The 25,399-nt window shown below is 36.2% G+C and carries 29 protein-coding genes, 1 tRNA gene and 1 riboswitch; of the genes, 12 read left to right on the top strand and 18 right to left on the bottom strand.

The features are described from left to right. Positions 1-11 precede the first annotated feature (11 nt). From ABXT49_RS04615 to ABXT49_RS04585, 7 genes are all read right to left on the bottom strand, one after another. Positions 12-974, bottom strand: a complete 963-nt coding sequence (locus tag ABXT49_RS04615) for a glycine betaine ABC transporter substrate-binding protein (RefSeq protein ID WP_416650712.1) — start codon at positions 972-974, stop codon at positions 12-14. A gap of 182 nt (positions 975-1,156) precedes the next feature. After that, a complete protein-coding gene (locus ABXT49_RS04610; RefSeq protein WP_416650710.1) occupies positions 1,157-1,906 on the bottom strand; it encodes an alpha/beta fold hydrolase in 750 nt (249 codons plus the stop codon). 34 nt (positions 1,907-1,940) lie between these two features. After that, entirely contained in the window at positions 1,941-2,333 is a 393-nt protein-coding gene (locus ABXT49_RS04605; protein WP_416650708.1) for a (deoxy)nucleoside triphosphate pyrophosphohydrolase, read from the bottom strand. Next, positions 2,327-2,518 carry a hypothetical protein gene (locus tag ABXT49_RS04600; protein WP_416650706.1) on the bottom strand — a complete coding sequence of 64 codons (192 nt, stop codon included), beginning with the start codon at positions 2,516-2,518 and terminating at the stop codon, positions 2,327-2,329. The genes ABXT49_RS04605 and ABXT49_RS04600 overlap by 7 nt, the downstream gene beginning before the upstream one ends. An 11-nt stretch (positions 2,519-2,529) precedes the next feature. After that, the gene (locus ABXT49_RS04595; protein WP_416650704.1) at positions 2,530-2,745 is read right to left on the bottom strand and encodes a TIGR02450 family Trp-rich protein; all 216 of its coding nucleotides are present in this window, start codon (positions 2,743-2,745) and stop codon (positions 2,530-2,532) included. After that, the gene (locus ABXT49_RS04590; RefSeq protein WP_416650702.1) at positions 2,745-3,065 is read right to left on the bottom strand and encodes a hypothetical protein; all 321 of its coding nucleotides are present in this window, start codon (positions 3,063-3,065) and stop codon (positions 2,745-2,747) included. The genes ABXT49_RS04595 and ABXT49_RS04590 overlap by 1 nt, the downstream gene beginning before the upstream one ends. Positions 3,066-3,480: 415 nt before the next feature. After that, positions 3,481-3,557, bottom strand: a tRNA-Arg gene (locus ABXT49_RS04585). A gap of 343 nt (positions 3,558-3,900) precedes the next feature. Here ABXT49_RS04585 and ABXT49_RS04580 point away from each other — a divergent pair. From ABXT49_RS04580 to ABXT49_RS04565, 4 genes are all read left to right on the top strand, one after another. Continuing rightward, on the top strand, positions 3,901-4,305 hold the full coding sequence (locus ABXT49_RS04580) for a hypothetical protein (RefSeq protein WP_416650700.1): 405 nt from the start codon (positions 3,901-3,903) through the stop codon (positions 4,303-4,305). Between the two features lie 233 nt (positions 4,306-4,538). Next, complete coding sequence (locus ABXT49_RS04575; RefSeq protein ID WP_416650698.1) at positions 4,539-4,967, top strand: thermonuclease family protein; 429 nt, start codon at positions 4,539-4,541, stop codon at positions 4,965-4,967. Positions 4,968-5,143: 176 nt separating this feature from the next. Next, positions 5,144-5,590, top strand: a complete 447-nt coding sequence (locus tag ABXT49_RS04570) for a phosphate-starvation-inducible protein PsiE (RefSeq protein ID WP_416650696.1) — start codon at positions 5,144-5,146, stop codon at positions 5,588-5,590. 324 nt (positions 5,591-5,914) lie between these two features. Then, on the top strand, positions 5,915-7,276 hold the full coding sequence (locus ABXT49_RS04565) for a S41 family peptidase (RefSeq protein ID WP_416650694.1): 1,362 nt from the start codon (positions 5,915-5,917) through the stop codon (positions 7,274-7,276). 128 nt (positions 7,277-7,404) lie between these two features. Here ABXT49_RS04565 and lepB read toward each other — a convergent pair whose 3' ends face one another. From lepB to pheA, 5 genes are all read right to left on the bottom strand, one after another. After that, the gene (lepB, locus tag ABXT49_RS04560; RefSeq protein ID WP_416650692.1) at positions 7,405-8,304 is read right to left on the bottom strand and encodes a signal peptidase I; all 900 of its coding nucleotides are present in this window, start codon (positions 8,302-8,304) and stop codon (positions 7,405-7,407) included. 77 nt (positions 8,305-8,381) lie between these two features. Next, complete coding sequence (aroA, locus tag ABXT49_RS04555; protein ID WP_416650690.1) at positions 8,382-9,686, bottom strand: 3-phosphoshikimate 1-carboxyvinyltransferase; 1,305 nt, start codon at positions 9,684-9,686, stop codon at positions 8,382-8,384. A gap of 8 nt (positions 9,687-9,694) precedes the next feature. Continuing rightward, entirely contained in the window at positions 9,695-10,546 is an 852-nt protein-coding gene (locus tag ABXT49_RS04550) for a prephenate dehydrogenase (protein ID WP_416650688.1), read from the bottom strand. Then, a complete protein-coding gene (gene hisC, locus ABXT49_RS04545) occupies positions 10,543-11,607 on the bottom strand; it encodes a histidinol-phosphate transaminase (protein ID WP_416650686.1) in 1,065 nt (354 codons plus the stop codon). Before hisC ends, ABXT49_RS04550 begins: the two co-directional genes overlap by 4 nt. Further along, positions 11,604-12,683, bottom strand: a complete 1,080-nt coding sequence (gene pheA, locus ABXT49_RS04540) for a prephenate dehydratase (RefSeq protein ID WP_416650684.1) — start codon at positions 12,681-12,683, stop codon at positions 11,604-11,606. Before pheA ends, hisC begins: the two co-directional genes overlap by 4 nt. 115 nt (positions 12,684-12,798) lie before the next feature. Beyond that, a riboswitch (cobalamin riboswitch) is annotated at positions 12,799-12,932 on the top strand. A gap of 88 nt (positions 12,933-13,020) precedes the next feature. Here pheA and ABXT49_RS04535 point away from each other — a divergent pair. Together ABXT49_RS04535 and cobO are read left to right on the top strand one after the other, a co-directional pair. Then, positions 13,021-14,781, top strand: coding sequence for a TonB-dependent receptor domain-containing protein (locus tag ABXT49_RS04535; RefSeq protein WP_416650682.1), 1,761 nt, complete (start codon positions 13,021-13,023; stop codon positions 14,779-14,781). A 67-nt stretch (positions 14,782-14,848) separates the two neighbouring features. After that, the gene (gene cobO, locus ABXT49_RS04530) at positions 14,849-15,439 is read left to right on the top strand and encodes a cob(I)yrinic acid a,c-diamide adenosyltransferase (protein WP_416650680.1); all 591 of its coding nucleotides are present in this window, start codon (positions 14,849-14,851) and stop codon (positions 15,437-15,439) included. 5 nt (positions 15,440-15,444) lie between these two features. Here cobO and radA read toward each other — a convergent pair whose 3' ends face one another. From radA to glyA, 3 genes are read right to left on the bottom strand one after another with little or no spacing between them, the layout of a single operon-like run. Next, the gene (gene radA / locus ABXT49_RS04525; RefSeq protein WP_416650678.1) at positions 15,445-16,806 is read right to left on the bottom strand and encodes a DNA repair protein RadA; all 1,362 of its coding nucleotides are present in this window, start codon (positions 16,804-16,806) and stop codon (positions 15,445-15,447) included. 7 nt (positions 16,807-16,813) lie between these two features. Then, complete coding sequence (gene nrdR / locus ABXT49_RS04520; RefSeq protein ID WP_416650676.1) at positions 16,814-17,266, bottom strand: transcriptional regulator NrdR; 453 nt, start codon at positions 17,264-17,266, stop codon at positions 16,814-16,816. A gap of 5 nt (positions 17,267-17,271) precedes the next feature. Beyond that, on the bottom strand, positions 17,272-18,525 hold the full coding sequence (gene glyA, locus ABXT49_RS04515; protein WP_416650674.1) for a serine hydroxymethyltransferase: 1,254 nt from the start codon (positions 18,523-18,525) through the stop codon (positions 17,272-17,274). 201 nt (positions 18,526-18,726) lie between these two features. Here glyA and ABXT49_RS04510 point away from each other — a divergent pair, with 201 nt between their 5' ends. The 5 genes from ABXT49_RS04510 to ABXT49_RS04490 are packed head-to-tail and all read left to right on the top strand — an operon-like array spanning position 18,727 to position 22,947. Next, complete coding sequence (locus tag ABXT49_RS04510) at positions 18,727-20,013, top strand: D-amino acid dehydrogenase (protein ID WP_416650672.1); 1,287 nt, start codon at positions 18,727-18,729, stop codon at positions 20,011-20,013. Next, positions 20,006-21,085: an alanine racemase gene (gene alr, locus ABXT49_RS04505; RefSeq protein ID WP_416650670.1), complete on the top strand. Its 1,080-nt coding sequence runs from the start codon at positions 20,006-20,008 to the stop codon at positions 21,083-21,085. Before ABXT49_RS04510 ends, alr begins: the two co-directional genes overlap by 8 nt. A 55-nt stretch (positions 21,086-21,140) precedes the next feature. Further along, the gene (locus ABXT49_RS04500) at positions 21,141-21,956 is read left to right on the top strand and encodes a phytanoyl-CoA dioxygenase family protein (RefSeq protein WP_416650668.1); all 816 of its coding nucleotides are present in this window, start codon (positions 21,141-21,143) and stop codon (positions 21,954-21,956) included. Between the two features lie 22 nt (positions 21,957-21,978). Further along, entirely contained in the window at positions 21,979-22,332 is a 354-nt protein-coding gene (locus ABXT49_RS04495) for a cupin domain-containing protein (RefSeq protein ID WP_416650666.1), read from the top strand. Next, on the top strand, positions 22,333-22,947 hold the full coding sequence (locus ABXT49_RS04490; protein WP_416650664.1) for an amino acid synthesis family protein: 615 nt from the start codon (positions 22,333-22,335) through the stop codon (positions 22,945-22,947). A gap of 11 nt (positions 22,948-22,958) precedes the next feature. Here ABXT49_RS04490 and ABXT49_RS04485 read toward each other — a convergent pair whose 3' ends face one another. Beyond that, positions 22,959-24,248 (bottom strand): MFS transporter, encoded by a 1,290-nt coding sequence (locus ABXT49_RS04485; RefSeq protein ID WP_416650662.1) that lies wholly within the window; start codon positions 24,246-24,248, stop codon positions 22,959-22,961. Positions 24,249-24,349: 101 nt separating this feature from the next. Between ABXT49_RS04485 and ABXT49_RS04480 the strand changes: the two genes are divergently transcribed. Then, positions 24,350-24,628 (top strand): GIY-YIG nuclease family protein, encoded by a 279-nt coding sequence (locus tag ABXT49_RS04480; RefSeq protein ID WP_416650660.1) that lies wholly within the window; start codon positions 24,350-24,352, stop codon positions 24,626-24,628. Between the two features lie 2 nt (positions 24,629-24,630). Here the strand turns inward: ABXT49_RS04480 and ABXT49_RS04475 are convergent, their stop codons facing one another. Together ABXT49_RS04475 and ABXT49_RS04470 are read right to left on the bottom strand one after the other, a co-directional pair. After that, a complete protein-coding gene (locus ABXT49_RS04475) occupies positions 24,631-25,158 on the bottom strand; it encodes a peroxiredoxin (protein WP_416650658.1) in 528 nt (175 codons plus the stop codon). 48 nt (positions 25,159-25,206) lie between these two features. Next, positions 25,207-25,359, bottom strand: a complete 153-nt coding sequence (locus tag ABXT49_RS04470; protein WP_416650656.1) for a hypothetical protein — start codon at positions 25,357-25,359, stop codon at positions 25,207-25,209. Between the last annotated feature and the right edge of the window lie 40 nt (positions 25,360-25,399).

Raw genomic sequence — 25,399 nt, 5'->3', positions numbered from 1 at the left:
AACTTGTTAGATTATAAACCTAACCATCCATCAACAGTGCCTTCGTTCTGAGACATCCAATCTCTTGCTACTTCTGCCGCATCTCTCTTATTGACAGAAATTTCATAGGCAAGCCATGATACATCATCAGACGTTAACTGGAAGTTATTGAAAAATTCAACAATTGCTGGAGACTTGCCTTCAAGTGAAGTACCCCAACCGATTTGAATATTTTTCATTGCATCTTTAGAGGCTACATATGACTTTTTATACCAATCAGCATCACTCTTTGGTTGAATCATTTTGTATGCAGCTGGATCGTGAGTAGGTTCAGTTAACATTACAACTGGAGCCATTCCCCATATAGCGTGTGGCTTATAGCAATAAAATGCATAGCCCTCGCCTTTTTTGATCGAGTCCAAAACTCTTGCATTTTTTACTGCTTCAGCAGCTCTAATAGGCTCAATACCAAGATCCAGTAGTCCATAATCTCTTACTTTAACCTCATTTACGTTCGCAGAGGCCCAACCATCAGCACCAATCCAAAACTCACCTTTACCATTACCATCACTATCCATTGCAGCAATAACCTCAGGCCTTCCAAGATCGAAAATAGAAGTTATGCTCATCTCTTTTGCAAACGCTTGAGATACACAGTAGCCTTGATTTCCTTCATAACTCAAAGAGCTTAACTTAAGAGTTCCTTTTGGAACTAGTTCATTAGTGTAAGCCTGTTGGTTTGGTAGCCAGACATCAGGGTGAACTTCAATCTCACCTTTACTTCTGTCAATTGCTCCATAGATAGCAGTATTGTTTCCAGGAACTAGCTCAACTTCTCCACCCATTTTGTCTGTGATTACCGCAGACAGTAAGTTTGCAATTGCAGTAGCTCCAGTCCAACCTGGATCGCCAATGTTTACTTTTTCCGCATAAGTTGCCATAGACGCAGAAAGCGCAATAACGGCAGCAATAGCTGTTTTATTTACTAACTTCATGTATTTCTCCTTTTAATGAAATTTACTTTTTTCTCTATTACTAAATTATCTGTATTAGAAAAAAATTTAGTATACATCAATTAATATATATGTTTCAAGTGTTAATTTAACTAAAGAATAAAATAAAGCTCTATATAGCGTTAAAAAATATGTCTACCCTAAAGCTAGAATAAGCCATATCTTTAAATTAGAAAATCATTGATTGATTGATTGATTAGTGAAGGTTTTTCCATGTGTGAGTTATGGGCACATCCTTCAATAATTTTGATAAAAGAATTTGAAATCCCTTTATTTAGAATTTCTTGCTGGTTCCAGTCATAGGATCGATCATTTTTAGCCCATAGAATTAGAGTGGGTGATTTAATTTGATCAAGTTGTGCCCTTCCGTCCCAACAATCCCATGCATCAAGGCTTGCTAGTGCAGCTTGTGTTGTTGCTTTTGAGCCTTCGTCCAAGCATAATTTATATCCATCTCCCTTCAGGTGATCCATAAACCATGTCTTTGCAATATTTTTTCGAGTTTGTTCAAGGCCAAATTCAATAATATTAGCTCTTGATTCAGCAATAGTTTCAAACCTGCTTGGTAAGACTCCTATAGACCCGGTACCAAAACATATTAACTTCTTAACACGATCTGGAAATAACGCAGCCATTTCTTGTACAATCATCCCTCCCATTGAATGACCAAGCAAATTAAAGGTATCAATTTTTAAATAATCTAAGAGTTCAAATACATGCAGTGCATTTTCTCTAATAGTTGAAGGAGCGGTCATTTTAGAGCTCTCACCATAACCAGCAAGTGAAGGCATAATCAACTCAAAGTTATCCTTTAAACCTTCCTGAAATTTCCACATATCTTGGCCACCCAAATAGCCATGGACAAGTACCAGTGGATAACCCTTCCCGATTCTTTTGTGTGATAAGTGTTTCATAGTAATGAATGATAAAGTATTAACTGCATTACAATTAAATTAGTGATGTAATATTTCCATCACCTACAACAAAGTCATATTTATCAAAATCTGTTTTATCAGCCCATTCCATTGCCTCATGTTCATTAAGACTAATAACGCCATCTTTTATTGAGCAAAGGAAGTAATGCAGAACAATATTTATTTCGCTGTCCTTATATTTTTCTTCTGCAATCTTCTCATGAATATTAATATTTATATTTAATTCCTCGTGTATCTCTCTAATTAGAGCCTCTTGAAGTGTTTCATTGGCTTCAACTTTTCCGCCAGGGAATTCCCATTTAAGGCCCATGTGTTTATCTCTACTCCTTTGAGCAATAAAATAAAGATTATCTTTCTTTATGATTGCAGCAACAACGTCTTCAGACTTTATAGAGTTATCTACCATGCTCCGCCTGTAACGCAGCCATACATATCAACTTTACCCTCACTGCATAATTTAAATAATTCTTCTTTTGTGTATTCACTTTCTAAAGATTTAAGCTCTTGATAGCCTATTAAAAAGAATAAGCACCCAGAGACTAAAAAAAATAAAGCAATAAGTAGGAAGGTTTTTAAAAGATTCTTTTTCATAGACGATGTTTTTATTTCCAACCTTGAAGCCAACGCTCACTCTCTTTCAATTCTCTCCAATTAATAAGTTCTGTTCGATTAGAGATTACTGCCTCTATTAAGCAGTGAGTTACGATGTTATCTTCATCAAATACTAACTTAGTAATAAGAAAATGTTTCTCTTTACTGCTCGGTGTAACTGCTGTCCATTTAGTATTAAGTAGTTTTTTTGAACTTATTTTATTCACTAACTAGAAAATTTTGTAGTGAAAAGTACAACCGCCATGAACATACTCATTAAAGGCAGGAGAAGTAGCATTTGAGTTGCAAATTGTAAAATAGTTGTTCTAACTGCTTGAGTTTTAAAGGATCTGTAGCTTAGGAACAAAGTAAAAAAATAAAAGATAGATGGGATTAGGGAGGAAGATCTAAGTTCTTCATGGCTAGCATTAGTTTCAAGCCTATTGAGTAGTATTCCTGCAAGGATATATGTGCCTACTACTCCGATCCAAAAAAGCTTTGTTGCTATAAATTTTGTTGTGGGCTTTTCTATATTTTCTACTTTCATAAATAATCCTCTAAATCCAGATATTTGGTTTAATAGTAAATGCGGCTCATCCGAACAATTAGAGCTTTTGTATTATATATTCAGAGTCAAGAGGTTTTGGTTGATAATTTAAACTGATGACCGAGGGCTTACTAACTCATAGTCAATATTAATCGCCCCCAATATTTAATTTACAAAGCTACTTATGATACTAACCATTGAGTACATAAAGCTAAGCATAAATACCATACAACCAGTTGTCCATAAAACGAGTTTAGTTTCCATAGATTATCTCCATTAATTTATAAGTAATTTTGAAACGGACGCCATTCTAATAACAAGCAATAAAGATTAGATGAAGATTAGAAGTTGTTTAGATAAAGAGTTTGAAATTCAGGATTTCAGACGGAATAAAAGTTATGAAAGCTTTTAGAATTGGTGCGCTCGAGGTGATTCGAACACCCGACATTCGGCTTCGGAGGCCGACACTCTATCCAGCTGAGCTACGAGCGCTAAATCAATTGTTACACCGTCGAGACGCTGCTAGCAAAGGCTTTCTATTTATTTTAACTACAACATTTATATTTATTGCAAGGGTAATTATAGGCATAAATAGTGCAATTTATGACTCAATTGCACTAAATTTGCACTAAATTTAAGACACGGGGATCCCCTATTGAACTCGACTAACTATTAATAATCCCTCTCTCTCACACAAAAAACGAAATTTGGACTTTGGTTCAAATTGACATATAATTAATTTACGGTTGTATAGCTTATGACTGTATCTGAAAAATCTGCCAAAGTTTAATCTAAGGCATTAATAAATATTATCAAAATCAAAGGAGAAAATGATATGTTAGGAAAAAAGATTGGTTCAATTTCTGGACCTGCAACAAATAAAGTGTTGTCAGCTGAAGGTTCATTGCCTAAGTTCAGTACTTCTACAGAAGGTGTTGGAACACTTGCCGGAGCAGAAGTCCAAAGTATGGCAACTTATAATTCCAGTATGAGAGCAGATGGCACACTTTATGGCGAGTGCCCTAATCAAGGTGTAATAATGACACAGGATGGAGTAGCCACATTTAGGGCAACAGGAATGGGTACTTTTACAGATGACGGTGGTTCAAACTTTAGAGGGGCGTGTTATTTTCAAGCATCTGCACCATCACTTTCAAGTCTTAATGGTGTTTGTTGTGTTTACCATTTTGATGTTGATGCAGAGGGAAATGCCACTTGGGATATTTGGGAGTGGAACTAGTTAAAAGTAATCTTTTTAATTGTTGGATAGAAATAAGATAGTCGTAGAGAACTAGAATAAGATGAGGCCCTATATAAGGCCTTAATTTTTTAACCTTCCCTCTCAGATGAAACAGAATTTGGACTTTAAAGGTACGGGGGGAGGCTCATTGCTATCGGCTAAGTATTAATAGTTCCTCCCTCTCAAATCAAACGAAGTTTGGACTTTAGTCTAAGTTGATATACAATCCAATTATGAAAAAACTACTCCTATACCTCACTCTTTTTCTTGGAGTTTTGTCAGTACAAGCAGCGCCTGAATACGGCACAGTAATAGTCTCAAGAGTAATTAGTGTCTATGATGGTGACACCTTCAGAGTTGATATAGATTCTCTACCTCCAATAGTAGGCAAAAACATACCCATTAGGCTTAATGGAGTAGATACCCCTGAGATACGAGGAAAGTGCCAATATGAGAAGGATTTAGCCATTAAAGCACGCGATTTTGTAAGAAATATGCTAGTTAATGCCAAAGAGATTAAGTTAACCAAACTTCAGAGAGGAAAGTACTTTAGAGTGGTTGCTGATGTGATGATTGATGGGGTTAGCCTAGAACAGAAGCTGCTTGATAATGAATTTGCTTACAAGTACACTGGTGGTAAAAAATCAAGCTGGTGTAACTAGATAATCTTCACCATATCTTTCTCTAATTAACTTCTAAACTTCATTTATCGCCTTCCTCCATTAATTAGAATGGTAGTTAAGGAAAAGAAACTAATCGCAATTGTTGTTGGCGTCTCACTCGGACGGAGTCATTTACTTTTTTCTAATGATAATAATTTTAGAGGTAATAGAACATAATGAAAAATAAGTTACAGGTGACTTTACGCTCGATGAAAAGCATAAACGCAAGGCTACATTGGACTACAACAGTTACAGAAAAACTAATGCTTGGTGGCATAGGTGTATTAACTGTTGTAGCCGCTGCCAACGAAGTATGGGGTATGTGGTTACTACAAAATATTGAACTAGCAGACTTATTTTTGCTATTCATTTATACAGAAATTGTAGGTATGGTTGGTGCTTATTATATTAGTAATAGAATTCCAGTAACACTACCAATTATTATTGCAATGACGGCATTGTGTAGATTGATTATATTACACAGTAAAGATGCTGACCCTTGGGTATTAATAGCAGAAGCAGGTGCTATCGTTTTATTAGCAGGAGCAGCCTATGTTATGAGTGCTAAAGAAAAACTAAGTTTAGAAAAGAAGATACAAAAGGAGAAACAAAAGGAGTTATAGTGGGATATTTTTTATCCCTGCTTTGTATGTTATTGTAGGATTTTTTCTAATGATAGTGCTATTTGACCCTAGCACAGGAGCTACTTGAAAATAAACTAGCTTATAAGTACACTGGTGGTAAAAAATCAAGCTGGTGTGACTAATATGAAAAAACTATTGTTAACTTTTAAAAAATTTATTGATAACGTTAGAAGTACAATTAAATCTTTTGAGAGATAGAGTTTCTTAAAACTACATGTTTTCTTCATTTAAACTTTATAAAACACAAGTACAATTCTTTAAAATTAATTTACTAACTCTCTTTTAATACTAACTAATTTTATTATGACAAATGCTAAGGCCTTAATTAAATCAACTATTCTCACTGCTTTTCTCTTTTTTGGAGCTACAAGCGGTTCTTTAGCTGATGAAGAAGACTACTCCCCTCTTGACTCCCCATCTTTCTTTGAGGGTTTAAATACCTTTACGACTGTTTTCTCTCAAATCAAGCTAATGTATGTTGATGATATTGATGATGAAACATTGTTTAATAATGCGATAAGAGGTTTAGTTGAGGGTTTAGATCCTCACTCTAGTTTTCTTGAGCCAACTGGTCAGTCTGATTTAAGTGAAAGTACAAGAGGTGCATTTGGTGGTCTTGGTATTGTCATTGGAACAAAAGGTGAATATATAGAAGTCGTGTCTCCAATTGATGATACACCAGCATACAGAGCAGGCCTTAAGGCTGGAGATATTATTCTACAAATTGGTGATCAAAACGTAAGTCAAATTAATCTTGCAGAAGGTGTCAAGCTTATGAGAGGCGCTCCAGGAACCACTATTAAACTTACAATTGGAAGGCCTGATATAGCTCCATTTGTAGTTGAAATAACGCGTGAAATTATCACAATCACCTCGGCAAAAGGACTTTTACTGGATGAAGGTATTGGTTACCTAAGAATTGCTCAATTTCAAAGACCAACTGCTGCGCTAGTGAAAAAAATTGTTGCAGATTTAGTAGAAAAGAATGAAGGTGAGCTTGATTCTTTAATTATTGATTTAAGGAATAATCCAGGTGGGCTTTTGGATTCTTCAATTGATATATCTAATCTGTTTATCGATGAGCCTGGTATTGTGGTTTATACCGAAGGCAGAACTTCATACTCTAATAGTTCATTCCCAACAAAGCCTGGTGATATTCTTAACGGTGCTCCTATTGTTGTATTAATGAACAGAGGGTCTGCTTCTGCTTCTGAGATTGTTGCAGGGGCACTTCAGGACCATAAGAGGGCTTTGATTATGGGTGAAGAGTCTTTTGGTAAAGGTTCTGTCCAGTCTGTGCTTAATTTACAGGATGGCTTTGGATTAAAGCTTACAACTGCAAGATACTTTACGCCTTCTGGTAGATCTATTCAGGGAAAAGGAATAACGCCTGATATTGAACTAGAAAACATCTCTCTTAAAAAAGATGAAGATGAAGATTCAATAGACCTTAGCCAGCAAGAAAAAGATCTTAAGAATTCTCTCTCTGCTGAAGAGGTTGAAGCTCCAGTAGCACCTTCTGATCTATCTACTGAAGAAATCATTAAGTCACAAGATAATATTAGTGATTTAAGGGATGAAGAGTATGTTGATCTTCTAAAGGAAGACTACTTTGTGCACGAGGCAATGAATGTCTTAAAGGCACTAAAAATCTATAAGAAATAGCAACTAATAGCCTTTCATAAAGAAACTTATGGAAGGCTATTTTTTTGAAGGGTTACTTGCTTGAAAAGTCCAGAATTTCTTTAAAGCTTAAATGATCTGTAGTATTTTTTCCATAGTAAGCTTTTTTTTTAATCAAAGCCACCAATTCGACTAAACTGCATTGTATTAAAATTCCAATCCCAATGCATCCATATTCCAATAGCCCTTCCAATTATATAATCTTCTGGAACAAAGCCCCAAAATCTAGAATCGCTACTGTGAGACCTGTTATCACCCATTACAAAGTAATGACCTTGGGGAATTGTAATTTCCACCAGTTCTTTTGAATGACCTTTTGGATTAAGAAGTATGTCATGACCAGAAGAGTCAAAAATTTCACGGGTTAGTCTGTAATTATTCATTGATTTTCCTGAATCCACACCAACATAAGGGCCTATTTTTTTAACTTCAACTGATTTTCCATTAACTATTAACTGATCTTTTTTATAAGAAATTACATCACCTGGAAGTGCGACAATGCGCTTAATAAAATCTACCCCAGAGTAACCAGGCGTTTTTTCATAATTTGGGTACCTAAATACAATTACATCTCCCCTATTAGGGCTTGAAAACTCCACAAGTTTTGTGTTTGATATTGGCAGTCTAAGGCCATAATCAAACTTATTTACTATAATAAAATCTCCCGTTAAAAGTGTCGGCATCATTGAGTTTGATGGGACACGAAAAGGTTCAAATATAAAGCCTCTAAACACCAAAACCAGCAACAATACTGGAAACATCTCTATTGACCACTGAACAACTTTTGGTCTGTGACTATACTTTTCAGATTTTGAAAATTTAAGAAATACTAAAAAATAAAAAAAACTGCCAATTTTTGATGTTTTTTCAGAAGTCTCAGTATTGATTTGGTTATTTTTCTTAGATAGGAGAAGGTCTATTAAAACTATAACAATTGCAAGAGCCATTGCCACGAAAAGCCAAGATAGTACGTCCCATGCAAAGAACGGTTCTGCATTATTAATAGTCATAGATTAGTGTATTTTTCAAAAAGAGTATTATAACAAGGTGTTGGATGACATACTTAAATTACTACTAAGCATTAAACCTAACTAGTTTCAGTGATATTCATGCCAATTGAGTTCGCTAACTCTACAAAGTTGGGGAATGACGTCTTTACGTTGTCAACCCCATCAATATTAATTTCAAAACTAGATCTAACAGACGCAACAGCAAATGACATGGAGATGCGGTGATCATGATGAGATTTGATTGGTGCTAATTGCTCTTTAAATTCGCCGCCAACAATTTTAATACCATCATTAAGAACTTCATTCTCAATACCTAATGATGAAAGCCCATCAGCCATTACTTGAATGCGATCAGATTCTTTAACTCTTAGCTCTTTGGCGCCCGTTAAGACAGTTTCTCCCTTGGCGCAGCTTGCTGCAATAAATATAGCTGGGAACTCATCAATTGCCAAAGGGACTAAGCGTTCTGGGATTTTAATTCCTTTAAGTTTTGATGAACAAACTCTTATGTCTGCAATTAGTTCACCAGCCTCCAATCGCTCATTGATAAGCTCAATATTAGCACCCATTAATTGAAGAATATTAATTACTCCAGTTCGAGTTGGATTGACATTTACAGCCAATAAAGTAATGTCTGCCTCTTTTGCGATACTTGCCGCTACCATGAAAAAAGCAGAGGACGATATGTCACTAGGAACTTCAATATTACAAGCCTTTAGGCTCCCTCCACCAAGTATTGAGACTTCACCAGGTGATGTATTAACCTTATAGCCAAAGCCTCGAAGCATTCTTTCAGTATGGTCTCTGGATATACCATTTTCAATAACATGAGTTTTACCATCTGCATAAAGGCCTGCTAATAGTAGGCATGATTTAATCTGAGCTGAGGCAACTGGCAGTGTGTACTTTAGAGAGGATAATTTTTTACCACCTTTAATTATCAGAGGTGGCCTTGAATCAGGACCAGAAATATCTGCCCCCATTCTAGATAGTGGCTCGATAACTCTAGCCATTGGCCTCTTAGAAAGGGATTCATCGCCGCAAAGCTCAGAATCAAAGTCTTGAGCACTTAGAAGTCCAGACATTAAGCGAATAGACGTTCCAGAATTTCCTAAATTCAATGGTTTTGTGGGTTCTTTTAGTCCGTGCATTCCAACACCATTAATAATTACATTTGACCCTTGTCTATCAATCTGAACGCCCATTTCCTTAAAAGAGTTTAAAGTTGCTAGGCTGTCTTCTCCCTGAAGAAATCCAGATACCTTAGTTATTCCAGTTGCAATCGACCCAAGCATTATAGATCTGTGAGATATTGATTTATCACCGGGGACTTTAATAGACCCCTTTAGTGGCGTGCATTTTGAGGTTACAAAGCTTGCCATTGGTTAAATTACCCTACCCATGAATCACGAGTCTTTTTAGCACTAGTAAACAACAAATCTAATTCATCGCTATTTTCATTTTCAATCGCATCAACAAGGGAGTTCAATGTTTTTTGGTAGCCTCTGATGTGGTCAATAATTTGATCTTTGTTTTGAATGCAGATATCTCTCCACATAACAGCATCACCCGAGGCTATCCTAGAAAAGTCTTTAAAGCCACCTGCAGCATATATTGATGCGCTAGGATTTTTACTAATTAGATAATTAACAAGAGAGAAAGCAAGCATATGGGGTAAGTGTGAGGTCATTCCAAGCAGTTCATCATGAGATTCAGGACTCATAAAATCAACATCTGCACCAGTACCCTCCCACATCTTCTGAATGAGATTTATTGAATCTGGGCTGCTAGTCTCAAGAGGCGTAATAATAACTTTCCTATTATTAAATAAATTGGATTCACTTGCTTCAAAACCACTTTTTTCCTTACCTGCAATTGGGTGTGCTGGAATAAAGCAATTTGAATAATCTCCTAACGTCTGGCTAACTATAGAGGCAATATTAGTTTTAGTACTACCAACATCAGAAATTACTATTTTGCTAGTTAGAAAAGGTTTTATTTCACTTAGAATCTCTTTAAAAGAACCTACGGGAGTAGCGATAATTACTATATCTGAATCATTTATCGCATCTTTTAAGTTGATTGAAAATTGGTCAATAACGTTTGCCTTTTTAGCTTCTTCTAAGCGATTTAAGTCTCTCCCAAAGCCAAAGACTACTTTTGCTAAATTATTCTCTTTTATCGCTTTCGCTAAAGAGCCTCCAATTAATCCAACTCCAATTATTGTAATTTTATTAATCATAAAACTTTTTTTAATGCACTAAGAAGGTGATCGTTTTCATTTGAGGTTCCAATTGAAATTCTTAGATACCCTTTCATTTCAACTGGGCGCACAATAACGCCTTCTTCAAGGAGGTCATTGTAGGTATTCATGGCATTATTAAATTCAACAGCAATAAAGTTAGCATGAGATGGAATGTAGTTAAGTTTTAAAGATTCAAATCCACTCGTTAGCTGCTCATAACCATTACTGTTTATTTCTACTGAGGCATTTAAATGCTTATCATCTGAAAGCGCTGCAATGGCGGCAACTTGAGCAGTATAGTTAACATTAAAAGGCTCTCTTACGCGATTTATGAAATCTGCAATTAATGGACTACACACAGAGTAACCAACCCGCAGACCCGCTAAGCCATAAGCCTTAGAAAAGGAGCGCGTAATGATTAAGTTATCAAATTCCTTAAGCCAGTCAATTGCAAGATCGTCAACATTTAAGTACTCAAAATATGCCTGATCCAATACCACTGGAACATCATTAGGGACCTTTTGTAAGAAGGTATAAAGCTCATCATCACTTAAAAGAGTGCCCGTAGGGTTATTTGGATTTGCAACGAAAATAAGTTTTGTATTTTCACTTATTAAACTTAACATTGAATTTAAGTCATGGCCATAATTCTTAGCTGGAGAAACTTTTGCAGTGGCTCCCAAGGCCTGAGTGACCAGTGGATAAACAACAAAAGCATACTGAGAGAAAATCACCTCATCAGTTTTTTTGGATACAAATACTCTTGCAATGAGCTCTAACAGCTCATTTGAACCATTTCCTAATGAAATCATGTCTGGCATTACTGAAAGCTTTTCAGCGATAGCTTTTTTTAGCTCAAAGCAGTTTCCATCAGGATAGCGATTAATGCTTGATAAAGAGTTAAAAACTGCTTCTTTAACTGCTGCACTAACACCTAATGGGTTTTCATTAGAAGCAAGTTTTGTAATATTTTTAAGTCCTAATTCTCGAGCAAGCTCATCTATAGGCTTTCCACCTTGGTATGGACTCAACCCAAGGATTGACTCACAGGCATTCATAAAACTGCTACAGGATAAGAGCCTAAAATATCTAATTTAGAGACGCGTGATTTGACCTCTTGAATAGCTTTTTGAACATTTTTTTCGCTCTGATGCCCTTCTATATCAATGAAGAATAAATATTCCCACTTTACTCCTGGTATAGGATGCCTTGCAAGTTGAAGCATATTAATGTTATTGGCTTTAAATGGCTCCAATAAGTCAAATAAAGCCCCTGACTCATGCTTTGTGACAACTAGGAGTGAAGTTTTATCGTTAACGCCAGCTGGAACTTCATCTTTACCAATAACAATAAAGCGAGTTACGTTGCCAGCATTGTCCTCTATATTTTTAGCAACTCTTTCAAGGCCATAAATATTAAGAGCAACCTTAGATGCAATTGCCGCAGCATTTGGCTCATCCTTTACCATTCTTGCGCCTAATGCATTTGAGGCAACAGGCCTTAACTCAGTATGAGGATAGTGATTAGAGAGCCATCGATGACACTGATCAAGTGCTTGTTGATGAGCGTAAATAATTTTAATTTCTTGAGACTGATCTTGCATCATTAAGTGATGCGCAACTGCAATTTCTACTTCACCACAAATATTTAAATCATGACTATAGAGCATATCAAGAGACGTACCAATAACTCCATTTGAGGAGTTTTCAATTGGCACAACACCATACTGCGCATTATCCGTCTCAACTTGATGAAAAATTTCATCAACCGTACCGCAGTCCAGCGGAGAAACTCCATGGCCAAAATGCTTAAGTGCTGCTTCTTGAGTAAACGTTCCCTCAGGACCTAGAAAGGCAATCTTTAGGGGTTGTTCAAGCGCCAAGCAGGCTGACATAATCTCTCTAAAAATAAGGGCAATATCCTTATCTTTAAGAAGACTTTTGTTTCTTTGAATTACTTTACTTAAAACCTCTGCCTCACGCTCAGGCCTATAAAAAGCTGTTTGTGCGTTCGACTCCTGCTTGACGAGTGCGACCTTAGCGGCTAAGTCCGCACGCTGAGATATTAGAAGCTGAATCTTTTGATCCAGATCGTCGATATCATTTCTTAAATTTTCAAGTGAATCGCTTTTCATAATACAAGTTAAAAGATATTCTTTAGGGGGTATTTTACCTAAGACTATTCGGACTTCAAAGTATTGTTTTTATTAAGTAATAAGATAATAAAAAGGTAAGACAAAAAAAGTTATTGAAGTTTTATAAAAATTCGATATAATTCACAAAATAATTTGCAATATGGAAGTTGGTTTAAATCCAACACTGCCCTCGCAACGGTATTTCTGATAAAGATAAGTCCGATACATAGCAAGTTTAGTTTTACTAAAAGCTACGATGGGTGGTGAGTTAATGGATTACATATCTTGTAATTCTTTTCTCTAAATCCCTCTTTTTATTTATAAACAAGGGGTCATAATGTTTACTAAAAAGCTAATTTTTGCTGCTTCTATGTCAGCAATACTATTCACAAATTCAGCAAATGCCGTTATTGGGCCAATTAAAATATCATTGAATAACGAATATAGAACCACAACACCTGTAATTGGTTCAATTGCAACTTCTATAAAACTTGATAAATCTGATATTAAAAAAACTGGTGCGTCAACTTTTGTTGAATTATTAGAGAGTATTCCATCAATTACTTTTGAAGGTGGAACAGGAAACCTAGCGGCTGTAAGATTAAGAGGAAATGAAGCCTCACACACTTTGCTTTTAATTGATGGTCAAAAAGTAACAATTACGGGAGGTCAGCCCAATTTTAAAATGATTCCTCTCAATCAAATTAGCAGGATTGAGATTACAAAAGGACCTTTTTCCTCTCTTTATGGTCCTGGCGCAATTGGTGGGGTAATTAATATCTTTACTGATAAAGATGCAAACACATTTACTAGAACCACTATTGATTCTTCATATGGTTCAAATGAAACAAAACAGTCGAGCATTAACTCTTACTTCAAAGGCGAGACTAGTTATGTAGATTTTACTTTTACTGATTTTATTACAGATGGTATTGATGCCACTAGTGGAACTGCTAATGGTGATGATGATTTAGACCCAAGTGATAGACAAACATATGGATTAAACTTAGGTACTGAAATATCTGAAAATACTTCAATAAACCTAAATATGATTGATTCAAAAGCAAACATTATGTACGACAAAACTTATGGAGCTAATAACTATCAAAATGATTTAAGACAAATTGGCCTGGGTATAACTCAAAAATTTAGTGATAGATTTCAAACAAGAGTTGATATAAATGATCAAAATATTATGCGTCATGGAAGTAAATATGAACTAAATACTATGTCAGTCATTAATGAGTTTGATTTTGACTCCAGCAAACTATCTGTTGGATTTATGAATTCAGTTGATAAAGATGTTGGAAATAAGAAACAAATTAAACATACAGATGTTTTTTCACAATGGCAAGGCTTGATTCTTGATAATGAATTGTCAATAGGTGTTAGAATAATTGATCATGATAAGTTTAGTACCCATTCAACTTATAACTTTAACTGGGCTAAAGATCTATCGGCAACATTGAGAATTAATGGCTCTTATGGATCTGCTACTAACATTGCAAATCATTACAAAAATAATTTAAACATTGTTGCTGGAAAAACATCTCTTAAGCCAGAGCAATCAAAAAATCTTGAGGTTGGGTTAACTGGAGATTATAAATGGGGCAATGTTGATCTAAAGCTTTATAAAAGTAAAGTTACTGATGCCTTTGCTTATGTCACTGCAAGTCCAGCTTACTACAAGAATGATGGAGCTGTAAATATCCAAGGAGCTGAATTATCTATTGGAACTGAATTATTAGGTTGGGATTTGAATTCAAGTGTCGATTTTAATAAAGCTATTACAGCATCAACTAATAAGCAAAAAGGAAGAAGACCTAATCGCTCAATTTCATTAAACCTTTCTAAGACATCAGGAAAATGGAAGCGTAATATTAATTGGAAAGCAAAATCAAGTGCATGGGACGGAGATACTGAGACAAACAAATTAGGAGGCTACGGGCTTCTTAATTTAACTACAAGTTATGACTTTACAGAAGACTTAACGGTTTATCTTAATAGAAATAACACACTAGATAAAGACTACGAGATGGCTAGGGGTTATAACACTCTTGGTAAAACTTCTACACTTGGTCTAACTTACACATTCTAAGGTATTAGGTGCTCAGTATATAATTAGATATACTGAGCAACTTAGTTAGAAGAAATAGAAAATAATAATGGAAAATTCTTATAAAAAGCGTATGCAGCGCAAGAAAGAACATATTGATTCCAGAATCGAAGAGGCAAACATCGATAAAGGAATCATTGTTCTTTTGACTGGAAACGGTAAAGGCAAATCATCATCTGCTATGGGGATGATTTGTAGAGCGCTTGGATATGAAATGAAGGTAGCTCTCGTGCGCTTTTTAAAGGGCGAACAGCAAACTGGAGAAGATCTTTTTCTAGATAGTAACCCCAATGTTGTTTCTGCGCTCATGGAGAGCGGTTTTACTTGGAATACTCAAGATCAAGAACTTGATAAAAAGTTAGCGAATGAAACGTGGTTAGAAGCTGAAAAGTTTCTAGCTGATCCAGAAATTAATCTTGTGGTTCTTGATGAAATTACCTACATGATTAATTATAAGTATCTTGACGAAACATCAATCCTCAAAGCCCTTAGTAATAGGCCAGAGGGTCAGCACGTAGTAATTACGGGAAGAACAGCCAGTGAGGGCATTATTGAGGTCTCAGACACTGTTAGTGAAGTAAAAGATATAAAACACGCTTTTAGAGCTAATATTAGAGCTCAAAAAGGTATAGATCTATAAAAAGACTAGCTGTTTTCTAGCAAGTACTGGATTGCTTGATATAGATACCCTGCTGTTACAACCTTCATTCCTTTTATCGGTTTTTTAGGTGCATTACCTTTTGGAATAATTGCAACTTCAAAACCCTGCTTTTGAGCTTCTGATAACCTTTCCATTGAATTATAGACTGGGCGAACCTCACCAGTAAGGCCAACCTCTCCGAAAGCAATCCATTTACTTGGAATCACTTTATCTCTTAAACTTGAAACGATTGCAAGCATCACAACAAGATCAGAAGCAGTTTCACTAACCTTGATACCACCAACTACATTAATAAAGACATCCTGATCAAATGTTGCAATTCCAGAGTGTTTGTGAAGAATTGCCAATTGGAGTGATAATCTATTTTGATCAAGCCCTACGCTAACTCTTTTTGGGGTTCCATTAGCTTGGTCCACTAGCGCCTGTATCTCAACAAGCAAAGGTCTTGTAGCCTCTCTTGTAACCATTACCATTGAGCCAGAAGAAGGATTTTCTTGGTTCGATAGAAAAATTGAAGATGGATTGCTAACTTGTTGAAGTCCCTTCTCACCCATTGCAAAGACACTGATCTCATTTACAGCACCAAATCTATTCTTTACTGCTCTGATTATTCTATAACGACCACCAGCATCCCCCTCAAAATATAAAACTGCATCAACCATGTGCTCTAAGATTCTTGGACCTGCAAGTGCCCCACCCTTTGTAACATGACCAATCATCAAAAGTATTGTGTTAGTTTGTTTGGCGTATTGAGTAAGTTGAGCAGCGCAGTCTCTGACCTGTGTGACAGAGCCTGGCGCTGAATTAGAAAGGTCGGTAACCATAGTTTGAATGGAGTCAATAACAATAACTTTAGGTCTTGTGTCTTTTGAAATTTTTATTATTTTCTCTAGATGGGTTTCGCCTATAAAGAGTATATCTTCCTTAATACCAAGTCTAATCGCTCTGTCACTCACCTGTTCAGCAGACTCTTCACCGCTGACATACAAAGTTGTACTTGACGCATTAATTGCTGCTATTGCCTGCAAAATCAAAGTTGACTTACCAATGCCAGGGTCACCGCCAATAAGAACTACTGAACCATCTACTAATCCACCGCCGAGTGTGCGATCAAGTTCACTGAGGCCTGTTGAGAGACGGTTACTGTTTTGTGATTTAATTTCAGATAGGTTTTGTACCTTAGATGAAGGAAGATCTTTGAGGCTTTCAGGTTTAGAGGAGGTTGCCTGAGATATTACTACCTCTTCAAGCGTGTTCCATTCTTTACAATCCAGGCATTGACCTGCCCATTGATGGTGTGAGGATCCACATTCTCTGCAAACAAACTCAATTTTAGTTTTTGCCATCCTAGGGTTATTTGTTCATTAATTTATCAATTTCACTTTTAAAAGCTTCAATATCTTGGAATTGACGATAAACCGAAGCAAATCTTATGTATGCAACTTCATCGAGCGCTCTCAGTTCTTCCATTACCCACTCTCCAAGCATTGACGAAGGAACCTCTCTGTCATTTTGTGCCATTAATTTCCGTTGAATTTTTTGAATTGCAGTTTCAATTTTTGAAGTTTCAACTGGTCGTTTTTCAAGAGCTTTTAGTAAACCAGAGCGAAGTTTGTCTTCATTAAATGATTGCCTTGATTCATCACTTTTAATGAGTCTTGGTAGGTTTAAATCAACAGTTTCACGAGTAGAGTGTCTTTCCCCACAAGCGATACATTCCCTTCTTCGGCGGACTTGGGAGCCGTCATCAAGTAATCTAGTATCTAGGACCTTGGTGTCATCGGATTGACAAAAAGGACATCTCATAGCGGTTACTTATAAACTGGAAATCTAGAACAAAGCTCTTCAACCTTTGCTCTTACTTCATCAATTACAGATTGATTTTCTAAATCATCACAAATGTCACAAATCCAGTTGGTGATGTCTTTGCACTCAGATTCACCAAAACCTCTTGTTGTTCCCGCAGGAGTTCCAACACGTATTCCACTGGTTACAAAAGGTGATTGAGGGTCATTTGGAACGGAGTTCATATTTACTGTAATGTGTGCTTCTCCTAGAGCATTATTAACAGCTTTTCCTGTTAGTCCTTGCTCAATAAAACTTACTAAGAAAACATGATTATCGGTGCCGCCTGAAACTACGTCATAGCCTCTTTCAAGGAAAACGCTTGCCATGGCTCTAGCATTAATAACGACTTGTTTTTGATACGCTTTAAAGTCATCACTCATAGCCTCTTTAAAGGCAATCGCTTTAGCTGCAATGATATGCATTAAAGGCCCACCCTGTATTCCTGGGAATATAGCAGAATTGAGTTTTTTTTCAATTTCTGGATTTGCTCTAGCAACAATTAAGCCTCCACGTGGACCTCTCAAAGTTTTATGAGTCGTTGTAGTGCACACATCAGCAAATTCAACAGGAGAAGGATAGTCACCCGTTGCCACTAAACCCGCAACATGGGCCATATCAACAAGTAGGTATGCTCCTACCATGTCAGCGATTTCTCTAAAGCGAGCCCAATCAACAATCCTTGAGTATGCTGAAAAGCCAGCAATTACCATTTTTGGTTTATGCTCTAACGCTAAACGCTCAACTTGGTCGTAATCAATCTCACCAGTAGACTCATCTAGGCCATATTGAATAGCATTAAAATTTTTACCTGAAAAAGAAGGCGCAGCGCCATGCGTTAAGTGGCCACCATGCGCTAGACTCATTCCCAATATAGTATCGCCTGGAACTAAAAGCGCTTGAAAGACTGCAGCATTTGCAGTTGAGCCAGAATGTGGCTGCACATTTGCATAGGCAGCTCCAAACAATTCTTTTGCTCTACTTATAGCTAATGTTTCAGCAACATCAACGTGCTCACAGCCGCCGTAATATCGCTTACCAGGATAACCCTCAGCATATTTATTGGTCATTTGACAGCCCTGTGCAAACATGACATTCGGCGAAGTATAGTTTTCAGATGCGATTAATTCAATGTGCGCTTCCTGTCTTGCATTTTCAGCATTTATTGCATTTGCAATCTCTGGATCAACATCATTTAATGTTAGGTTTTTATCAAACATAATAGCTCCATAAAAGGAATCTTAAAACGTTAATTTTAACCACTTTATTTAGTAATATCCAAACTAAATTATTCTTTTTTTTTAAAAGATTATAGTATGTTTTTTATACAGTTTTATTATTTGAAATTAAGTTCAATTCTTGAGTAAATCATTGATATTTCTCAGTGGTAAAATTACCTTTTATATTTATTTTTTTAATCAATGAATGTGCTAGTTTTAGGTGCCGGAATTATTGGCACAACTTCAGCTTATTTCCTTGCTAAGCAGGGACATAATGTAACTGTTGTCGATAGGCAAAAGAGTGTGGCTATGGAAACAAGTCATGCTAATGCAGGTCAGCTATCGTATGCATTTTCATCACCTTGGGCAACACCAAGCTTACCACTGAGTTTGATTAAGTGGACACTTGGCGGAACATCACCATTGGTTGTTAATCCAAACGTTAGCCTTGAAACGATTAAGTTTATGTATCGGACGTATAAAAATTGCAACTCTAATAGCTATGAAATTAATAAAAGCCGCATGCTTAGAATTGCAAACTATTCTCAAAAAACTTTAATCGATTTAGAGAGTGAATTTGATATTAACTATGAGCAAAGAAAACAAGGATCACTTCAGTTATTTTGGAGTCCTAAGGATCTTGAAAAAGCAAAACAAGATATGGCCATCCTAAAGAAATTTAATATTAAATATGAAGTGCTTGATGCACAAGGCTGCGTAGAGGCTGAGCCCGGACTTCAATATATTAGAAATAAACTTTATGGCGGCCTTCGATTCATCAATGATTACACAGGAAACTGTTATTTATTTACAAGTGAATTGTATAAAAAATGTCTAAAGATGGGCGTTAAATTTGAGTTTGATACTCATATTGAATCTATTCATATTAATAATAATAAAGTTTCTTCGGTTAAAACAAATCATGGCGAACTAACCGCAGATAGTTATTCAGTTTCTCTTGGCAGTCACTCACCTAAAATTCTCTCCAGTGTGGGCATTAATATTCCTGTTTATCCAGTTAAAGGGTACTCCATTACCCTTCCAGTATTAAATGATCTAGATGCCCCCCAGTCAACGATAATGGATGATAAGAATAAAGTTGGTATTACCAGACTGGGAAATACTATAAGAGTTGCTGGAATTGCGCATTTGACAGACTATAATTCAAGTCTCAGGGAAAAGTCACTTCATTCTTTAAAAAAAGGCCTCAATAATCTTTTCCCTCATGCGGCAAAAGAAACTAATGATATTAACTTTTGGACAGGCTTTAGGCCTAGCACTCCTGACTCAACTCCTATCATTGGTGCAACACCTTACTCAAATTTATATTTAAATACTGGGCATGGAACTCTAGGATGGACAATGTCTCTAGGCTCTGGCAAACTATTAGCAAGCATAGTTTCGGGCAATGAGCCTGAAATATCATTAGAAGGAATTGATATGAGTCGCTACAAGTACTCTAATAAGACGAATTTAAATTATGGCTAGAAACTGTACTGCAGTAATAAATCTTAGCGCAATTAAACAAAACTATCTTTACGCTAAATCCTTATCTGTTAACTCCTATGCAATTGCAGTTGTTAAGGCTAACGCCTATGGTCATGGTGCTGTTAAGGTTGCAAAATATCTAGAAGATTGTGCTGATTTTTTTGGCGTTGCGTGCATTGAAGAAGCTATTGAATTAAGGGCTTCTGGATTAAGCAAAACTCCAGTTTTGCTGATGGAAGGTATTTTTGAGTTATCGGAGCTTACCTTAGCAATTAAAAATAACTTAACTATAACAGTATGCAGCCCACTTCAACTTGAGTGGATTCTTAAGGCCACAATAAATAAAAAGATTGATGTTTTTATTAAGCACGACTCTGGAATGGGAAGGCTTGGCTTTCAAGATGCTCAATTTAAGGAGGCTATTAGATCTTTAGAAGAAAGTAATAACATTAGTAAGATAACCCTGATGACACATTTTTCTAGTGCTGACAACCTAGAGAGTAAGTCGACTTCAGAGCAAGTTATTGATTTTAAAAATGCTAGTGGTAATCATAATTATTCATTATCTTTAGCTAACTCGGCTGCTATTTTGGCTTGGGAATCAACTCATAAAGATTACACGCGCCCAGGTATTATGCTTTATGGCTCCTCTCCATTTAAAGATACATTACATCAAAAAAAGTTAGCTCCTGTAATGACTCTATCTTCTTCATTGATTTCAATAAAAAGCTTTAAAGCAGGTCAATCAATTGGCTATGGCGAGCGTTTTATTTGCAAGAAAGATACACTAATAGGTGTTGTGGCTATTGGGTATGCAGATGGCTATCCCCGAAGTGCTAAAGATGGAACTCCTGTGTTCATTAATGGCTTGAGATGCTCGGTAGCAGGAAGAGTTTCGATGGACATGATGACCATAGATTTAAGTAATACTTTAAATCCTCAAGTTGGAGACCGAGTTGAGCTCTTTGGTGAAAATATTCCTGTAGATGAGCTTGCAGAATGCTGCAATACCATTTCTTATGAAATATTTAGTAAAATTACCAATAGAGTTTATAAAACTTACGTCCAATAATTTTTCAATACTAATATAATGCATTTAATTCATTATTGTATTTCTTAAAAAAACCATGCTTTCACTTAACCAAATCAACGCATTTAATAAAGATGGATATGTAGTTGTAGAAGATTTTATTAATCAAGAGCAAAGAGAGCTTTTAATGAAGCGCGCTGAAAAACTTATTGATGATTTTCAGCCACCCTCTTCACATTCAGTTTTTACAACTGATGAACAGGAAAGAACGAGCGATGAATATTTTTTAAGTTCTGGAGATCAAATTCGATTTTTTTTTGAAGAAAAGGCAATCGATGACAATGGAAACTTTACCGTTCCCAAACAAAAATCTATTAATAAGATAGGCCATGCGCAGCATGAATTAGACCCTGTCTATAAAAAAGTAATCAATGAGCTTAATTTGCCAGAAATTGGCTTACAGCTTGGAATCAAAAAACCTAGAAAGCTACAATCTATGCACATCTTTAAGCAGCCTAGTATTGGTGGGGAGGTTGGACTTCACCAAGATTCAACATTCTTATACACAAGCCCAATGAGCTGTATCGGTTTTTGGGTAGCCCTTGAGGATGCAAATAAAGAAAATGGCTGTTTACAAGCAATTACTGGAGGACACTCAATTCCACTTAAAAAACGCTTTAAATTGTCTACTGGTGGAGGTACTGAGTTTGAAATTTTAGATGATAGTCCTTTTCCTGATAACGAGTTAGACATGCTTGAGGTCAAGGCTGGTACTCTAATCATCTTGCATGGTCAGCTTCCTCATTACAGTGCTGCAAATACATCAGAGCGGTCTCGACAAGCGTTTAGCCTACATTTAGTTGACCAAGATTGCCACTATGCAAAAGATAACTGGCTACAATCTGAATTTTAAATTTAACGTCTAGAAAAAACTTATGAATGATAGAAAAACAATTGATGTCCATAACATTAAATTTATACCATTTGATCGTTATGGCTCTCCAGTTCCAAAAATGAGTTGGCATATCATCAGTTATGACCAAGTATCAGGACAAGGAAGCTATGTCTTAAAAATGGACCCAGGCGCACAAACTGTTCCGCATACGCATATGGGCTTTGAGGAGTTTTTCATAGTGGAAGGTGAGCTAATTGACTCAGACGGAATAGTCTTTAATAAAGGTGAATTTGTTTCTTTTAAGCCTGGTAGTCAGCACTCTTCTTATTCTGAAAAAGGCGCCTTAATTATCGTTTTTCAAAGAGGTTTAAATATACCTTTGAAGGAGAAGTAAATGCCAGTTGAAATTAGGAAAACGCTATTACACGTTGAAAAAACTCTTATTGAAGGTAACAAAAAAGCAGACAAACCGCTTACTTTAATAGCAGCGATTGCTGTTATAAAAAATCCTTGGGTTGACCTGCAAAATGCCGGTAAATTTACAGAAGACCTCAAGCCAGGAATACTAGATGTTGCGCCAGAGCTTGGTGAAATATTAACCGCCATGATTATTAAGGAAGCTGGCTCAGGAGATAAAGTAGAGGGATATGGCAAATCAGCCATAGTAGGACTTAAGGGTGAAATTGAGCATGCTTCTGCAATTATCCATACACTTCGATTTGGTAATTATTATCGTGAAGCTGTTGGAGCTCAATCTTACTTGTCATTTTGCAATACAAGGGGTGGTGCAAATGCACCAATCATGATTCCTTTAATGGATAAAAATGATGCCGGACGGCGCTCTCATTACTTGACAATTCAGCTCGCTATACCTGACGCTCCGGCAGATGATGAGTTGGTCATCGCGCTAGGCGCTTCAATCGGCGGTAGACCGCATCATAGAATAGGTGACCGCTATCAAGATTTGAAAGACTTAGGTCATGACGTAGACAACCCTGCAAACGTATAGGCAAGAATTTATTAGCTTTCTGAATCTGATTGAGATTCTATAGCTTCCTCTGCAATCACCTCCATTGCAACCATACTTGGTCTTTGCGCCATAACTTGGAAGTCTGATTGATCCGACTCGTCAACATCTTCATTAATAAACATCATAATAAACACTGTTACCCCAATTACCAAGTGAACTAGGCTTAAGTACAATAAGAAGCCAATGCTATCAAATAAATTCAGGAAATAACTCATCGTGAAGGGTCCTAATGCCGCAAAGACACTAAAAACAAAAACAATTGTTCCACTAGCACTAACCATTTGACTTGGCTTTAAGCGGTCATTAGTTTGAGCAACACCAAGTGAATAGAGCGGTAATGTGCTTGCACCAATCAATCCATTTAAAACTAAAAAAGTAGTTTTAGAAAAATTAAACATTACAAGAAGTGCACAAACCCCTATAACTATTGAGCAGCAAAGTAGAATTACCTTTCTGCGATCAATCTTGTCAGATAACCAGCCAAGTGGCCACTGTGATAAGGCGCCAAAACCAATAAATAGAGTCATAAAAAGTGCGGTCTCAGAAATACTTAAACCCGACTGAATTGCGTAAATTGTTCCAACACCAAAGAAGCCTGCAGAAGCAAGCCCAGAGATGCCAATCGTTGCAACCCCTGAAGGCGATGCTTTCCATAATGCCTTAAAACCTAAGGGTTCTTGCATCTCAACTTCAGGAGCCTTTATTTCAGTTAACAGGATTGGGATTAGGGAGATTGAAAGCAAGATAGAGGCAAGCAGAAATAAATTGACACCTGCAGGGCTATCAATCACAAATAAGCCCTGTCCCATTGCAAGGCCACCCCAAACAACCATCATATGAATTGAAAATAGTTGCCCACGATTTTCATTAGAAGAAATTGAGTTTAGCCATCCCTCAACAATTATCATAATTCCAGCAACACAAAAACCTGACAAAAACCGAGCAACAAACCAGACAGGTGGCTCAATAAATAATAACTGTATTAGAATTGCAGTTGAGGCGATTGAAGCAAAAGCGGCGTAAGTTCGAATTTGGCCAGTCTTTTTGATTTGACCAGGAGATATCAAAGAGCTTGCAAAAGCACCCAAAAAATAACCCGACATTACTAGGCCGGTTGTAAGAACAGAAAAACCTTCATAATCTGCCCTCCAGCTACTTAAAGTTCCCTGTAAGCCATTTCCCAAGCTAATAAATAATATTCCTAGGAATAATGGCCATATAGCGCGCATAACGATAGTCAACATAACAATTTCAATTCCATTAGGAGATAAAAAAATCATTGATAAAAAAGAAACAGTTTATCATGACACTTTTTTTACAAAAAAAATGGATTTTAATGTATTTTTGCAGAGTGTTTTCACAAATATGGTAAAAAGTTTAAATGATTGATATCACTGAAAAAATATGGACTATCTATATTCTTGAATGCGGCGATAAAACACTCTATTGCGGAATTACAAATAATATAGAAAATCGTCTTAAACAGCACAATGGTGAAATTAAAGGTGGCGCTAAATACACCAGATCAAGACAGCCATTAGAATTAGTCTATCAAGAGAGTGCTATATCAAGAAGTGAGGCTTTAAAAAGAGAAATTGTAATTAAAAAAATGACAAGGAAAACTAAAACAGCTTTAATTCATTTTAATAAATCAAACTGAAGTTATTCTTGCAATATAGACAGATCGTTTAAGACCATCTGTGAGTGCGTTTTAGGATCTACTGATAAATAAATTTTAGATAGTAACCCTTCAGGATTAATAATAAAGGTATTTCGCTTTGCGCTCTTAAAGCCTATAAAGCTATTAAGAGAGTCATAAGATTTTGCAACTATGCCCTCTTCATCTGAGAGCAGGGAAAAAGGTAAATTATTTTTGTCAGAAAAACGTTTGTGAGATTCGACACTATCAAGACTTACACCAAATACAACAGACTTACTTGCAATAATCCTTTTAACCGCATCTCTAAAGTCACAAGCCTGAGTGGTGCACCCAGGTGTGTCATCTTTAGGATAAAAATAAAGAATTACCCATTTACCCTTATAGTCAGTCAATTGATGGCTTTGACTATTCTGATCATCAAGAATAAAGTTTGGCGCTTTATCGCCTAATTCCAATGATGCATAAGACGTGGAATAAAATGCCAATAAGAGAGACACAAGAAAAACTTTTTTGATAGAATTTATGGACATTACGAAATAGCCTTTGAATTTAGGTTGATTTTAATTAAAAAAATAGATTTATTTATTTTTCTTAGAGTTACTTATAGCACTTTGATACCATTTCATTGCTTTTAAAAGTTGCTTTTCATTGATATTATTTCTCTTGCAATAAGATTTAGCAATATTTGCTAAGGATGGCTTTAAAGATAGTTGCTTCTGCATTTGATTCATAGTTAATCCAAGAAAAATGCTTTAGTTGACCGATAAGGAG

The sequence above is a fragment of the Candidatus Pseudothioglobus sp. Uisw_086 genome, from assembly GCF_048085745.1.
In the GTDB taxonomy this organism is placed as follows: Bacteria; Pseudomonadota; Gammaproteobacteria; order PS1; family Pseudothioglobaceae; genus Pseudothioglobus.
The sequence above is the reverse complement of the archived record's forward strand: the minus strand, read 5'-3'. Positions and strand labels throughout refer to the sequence as shown.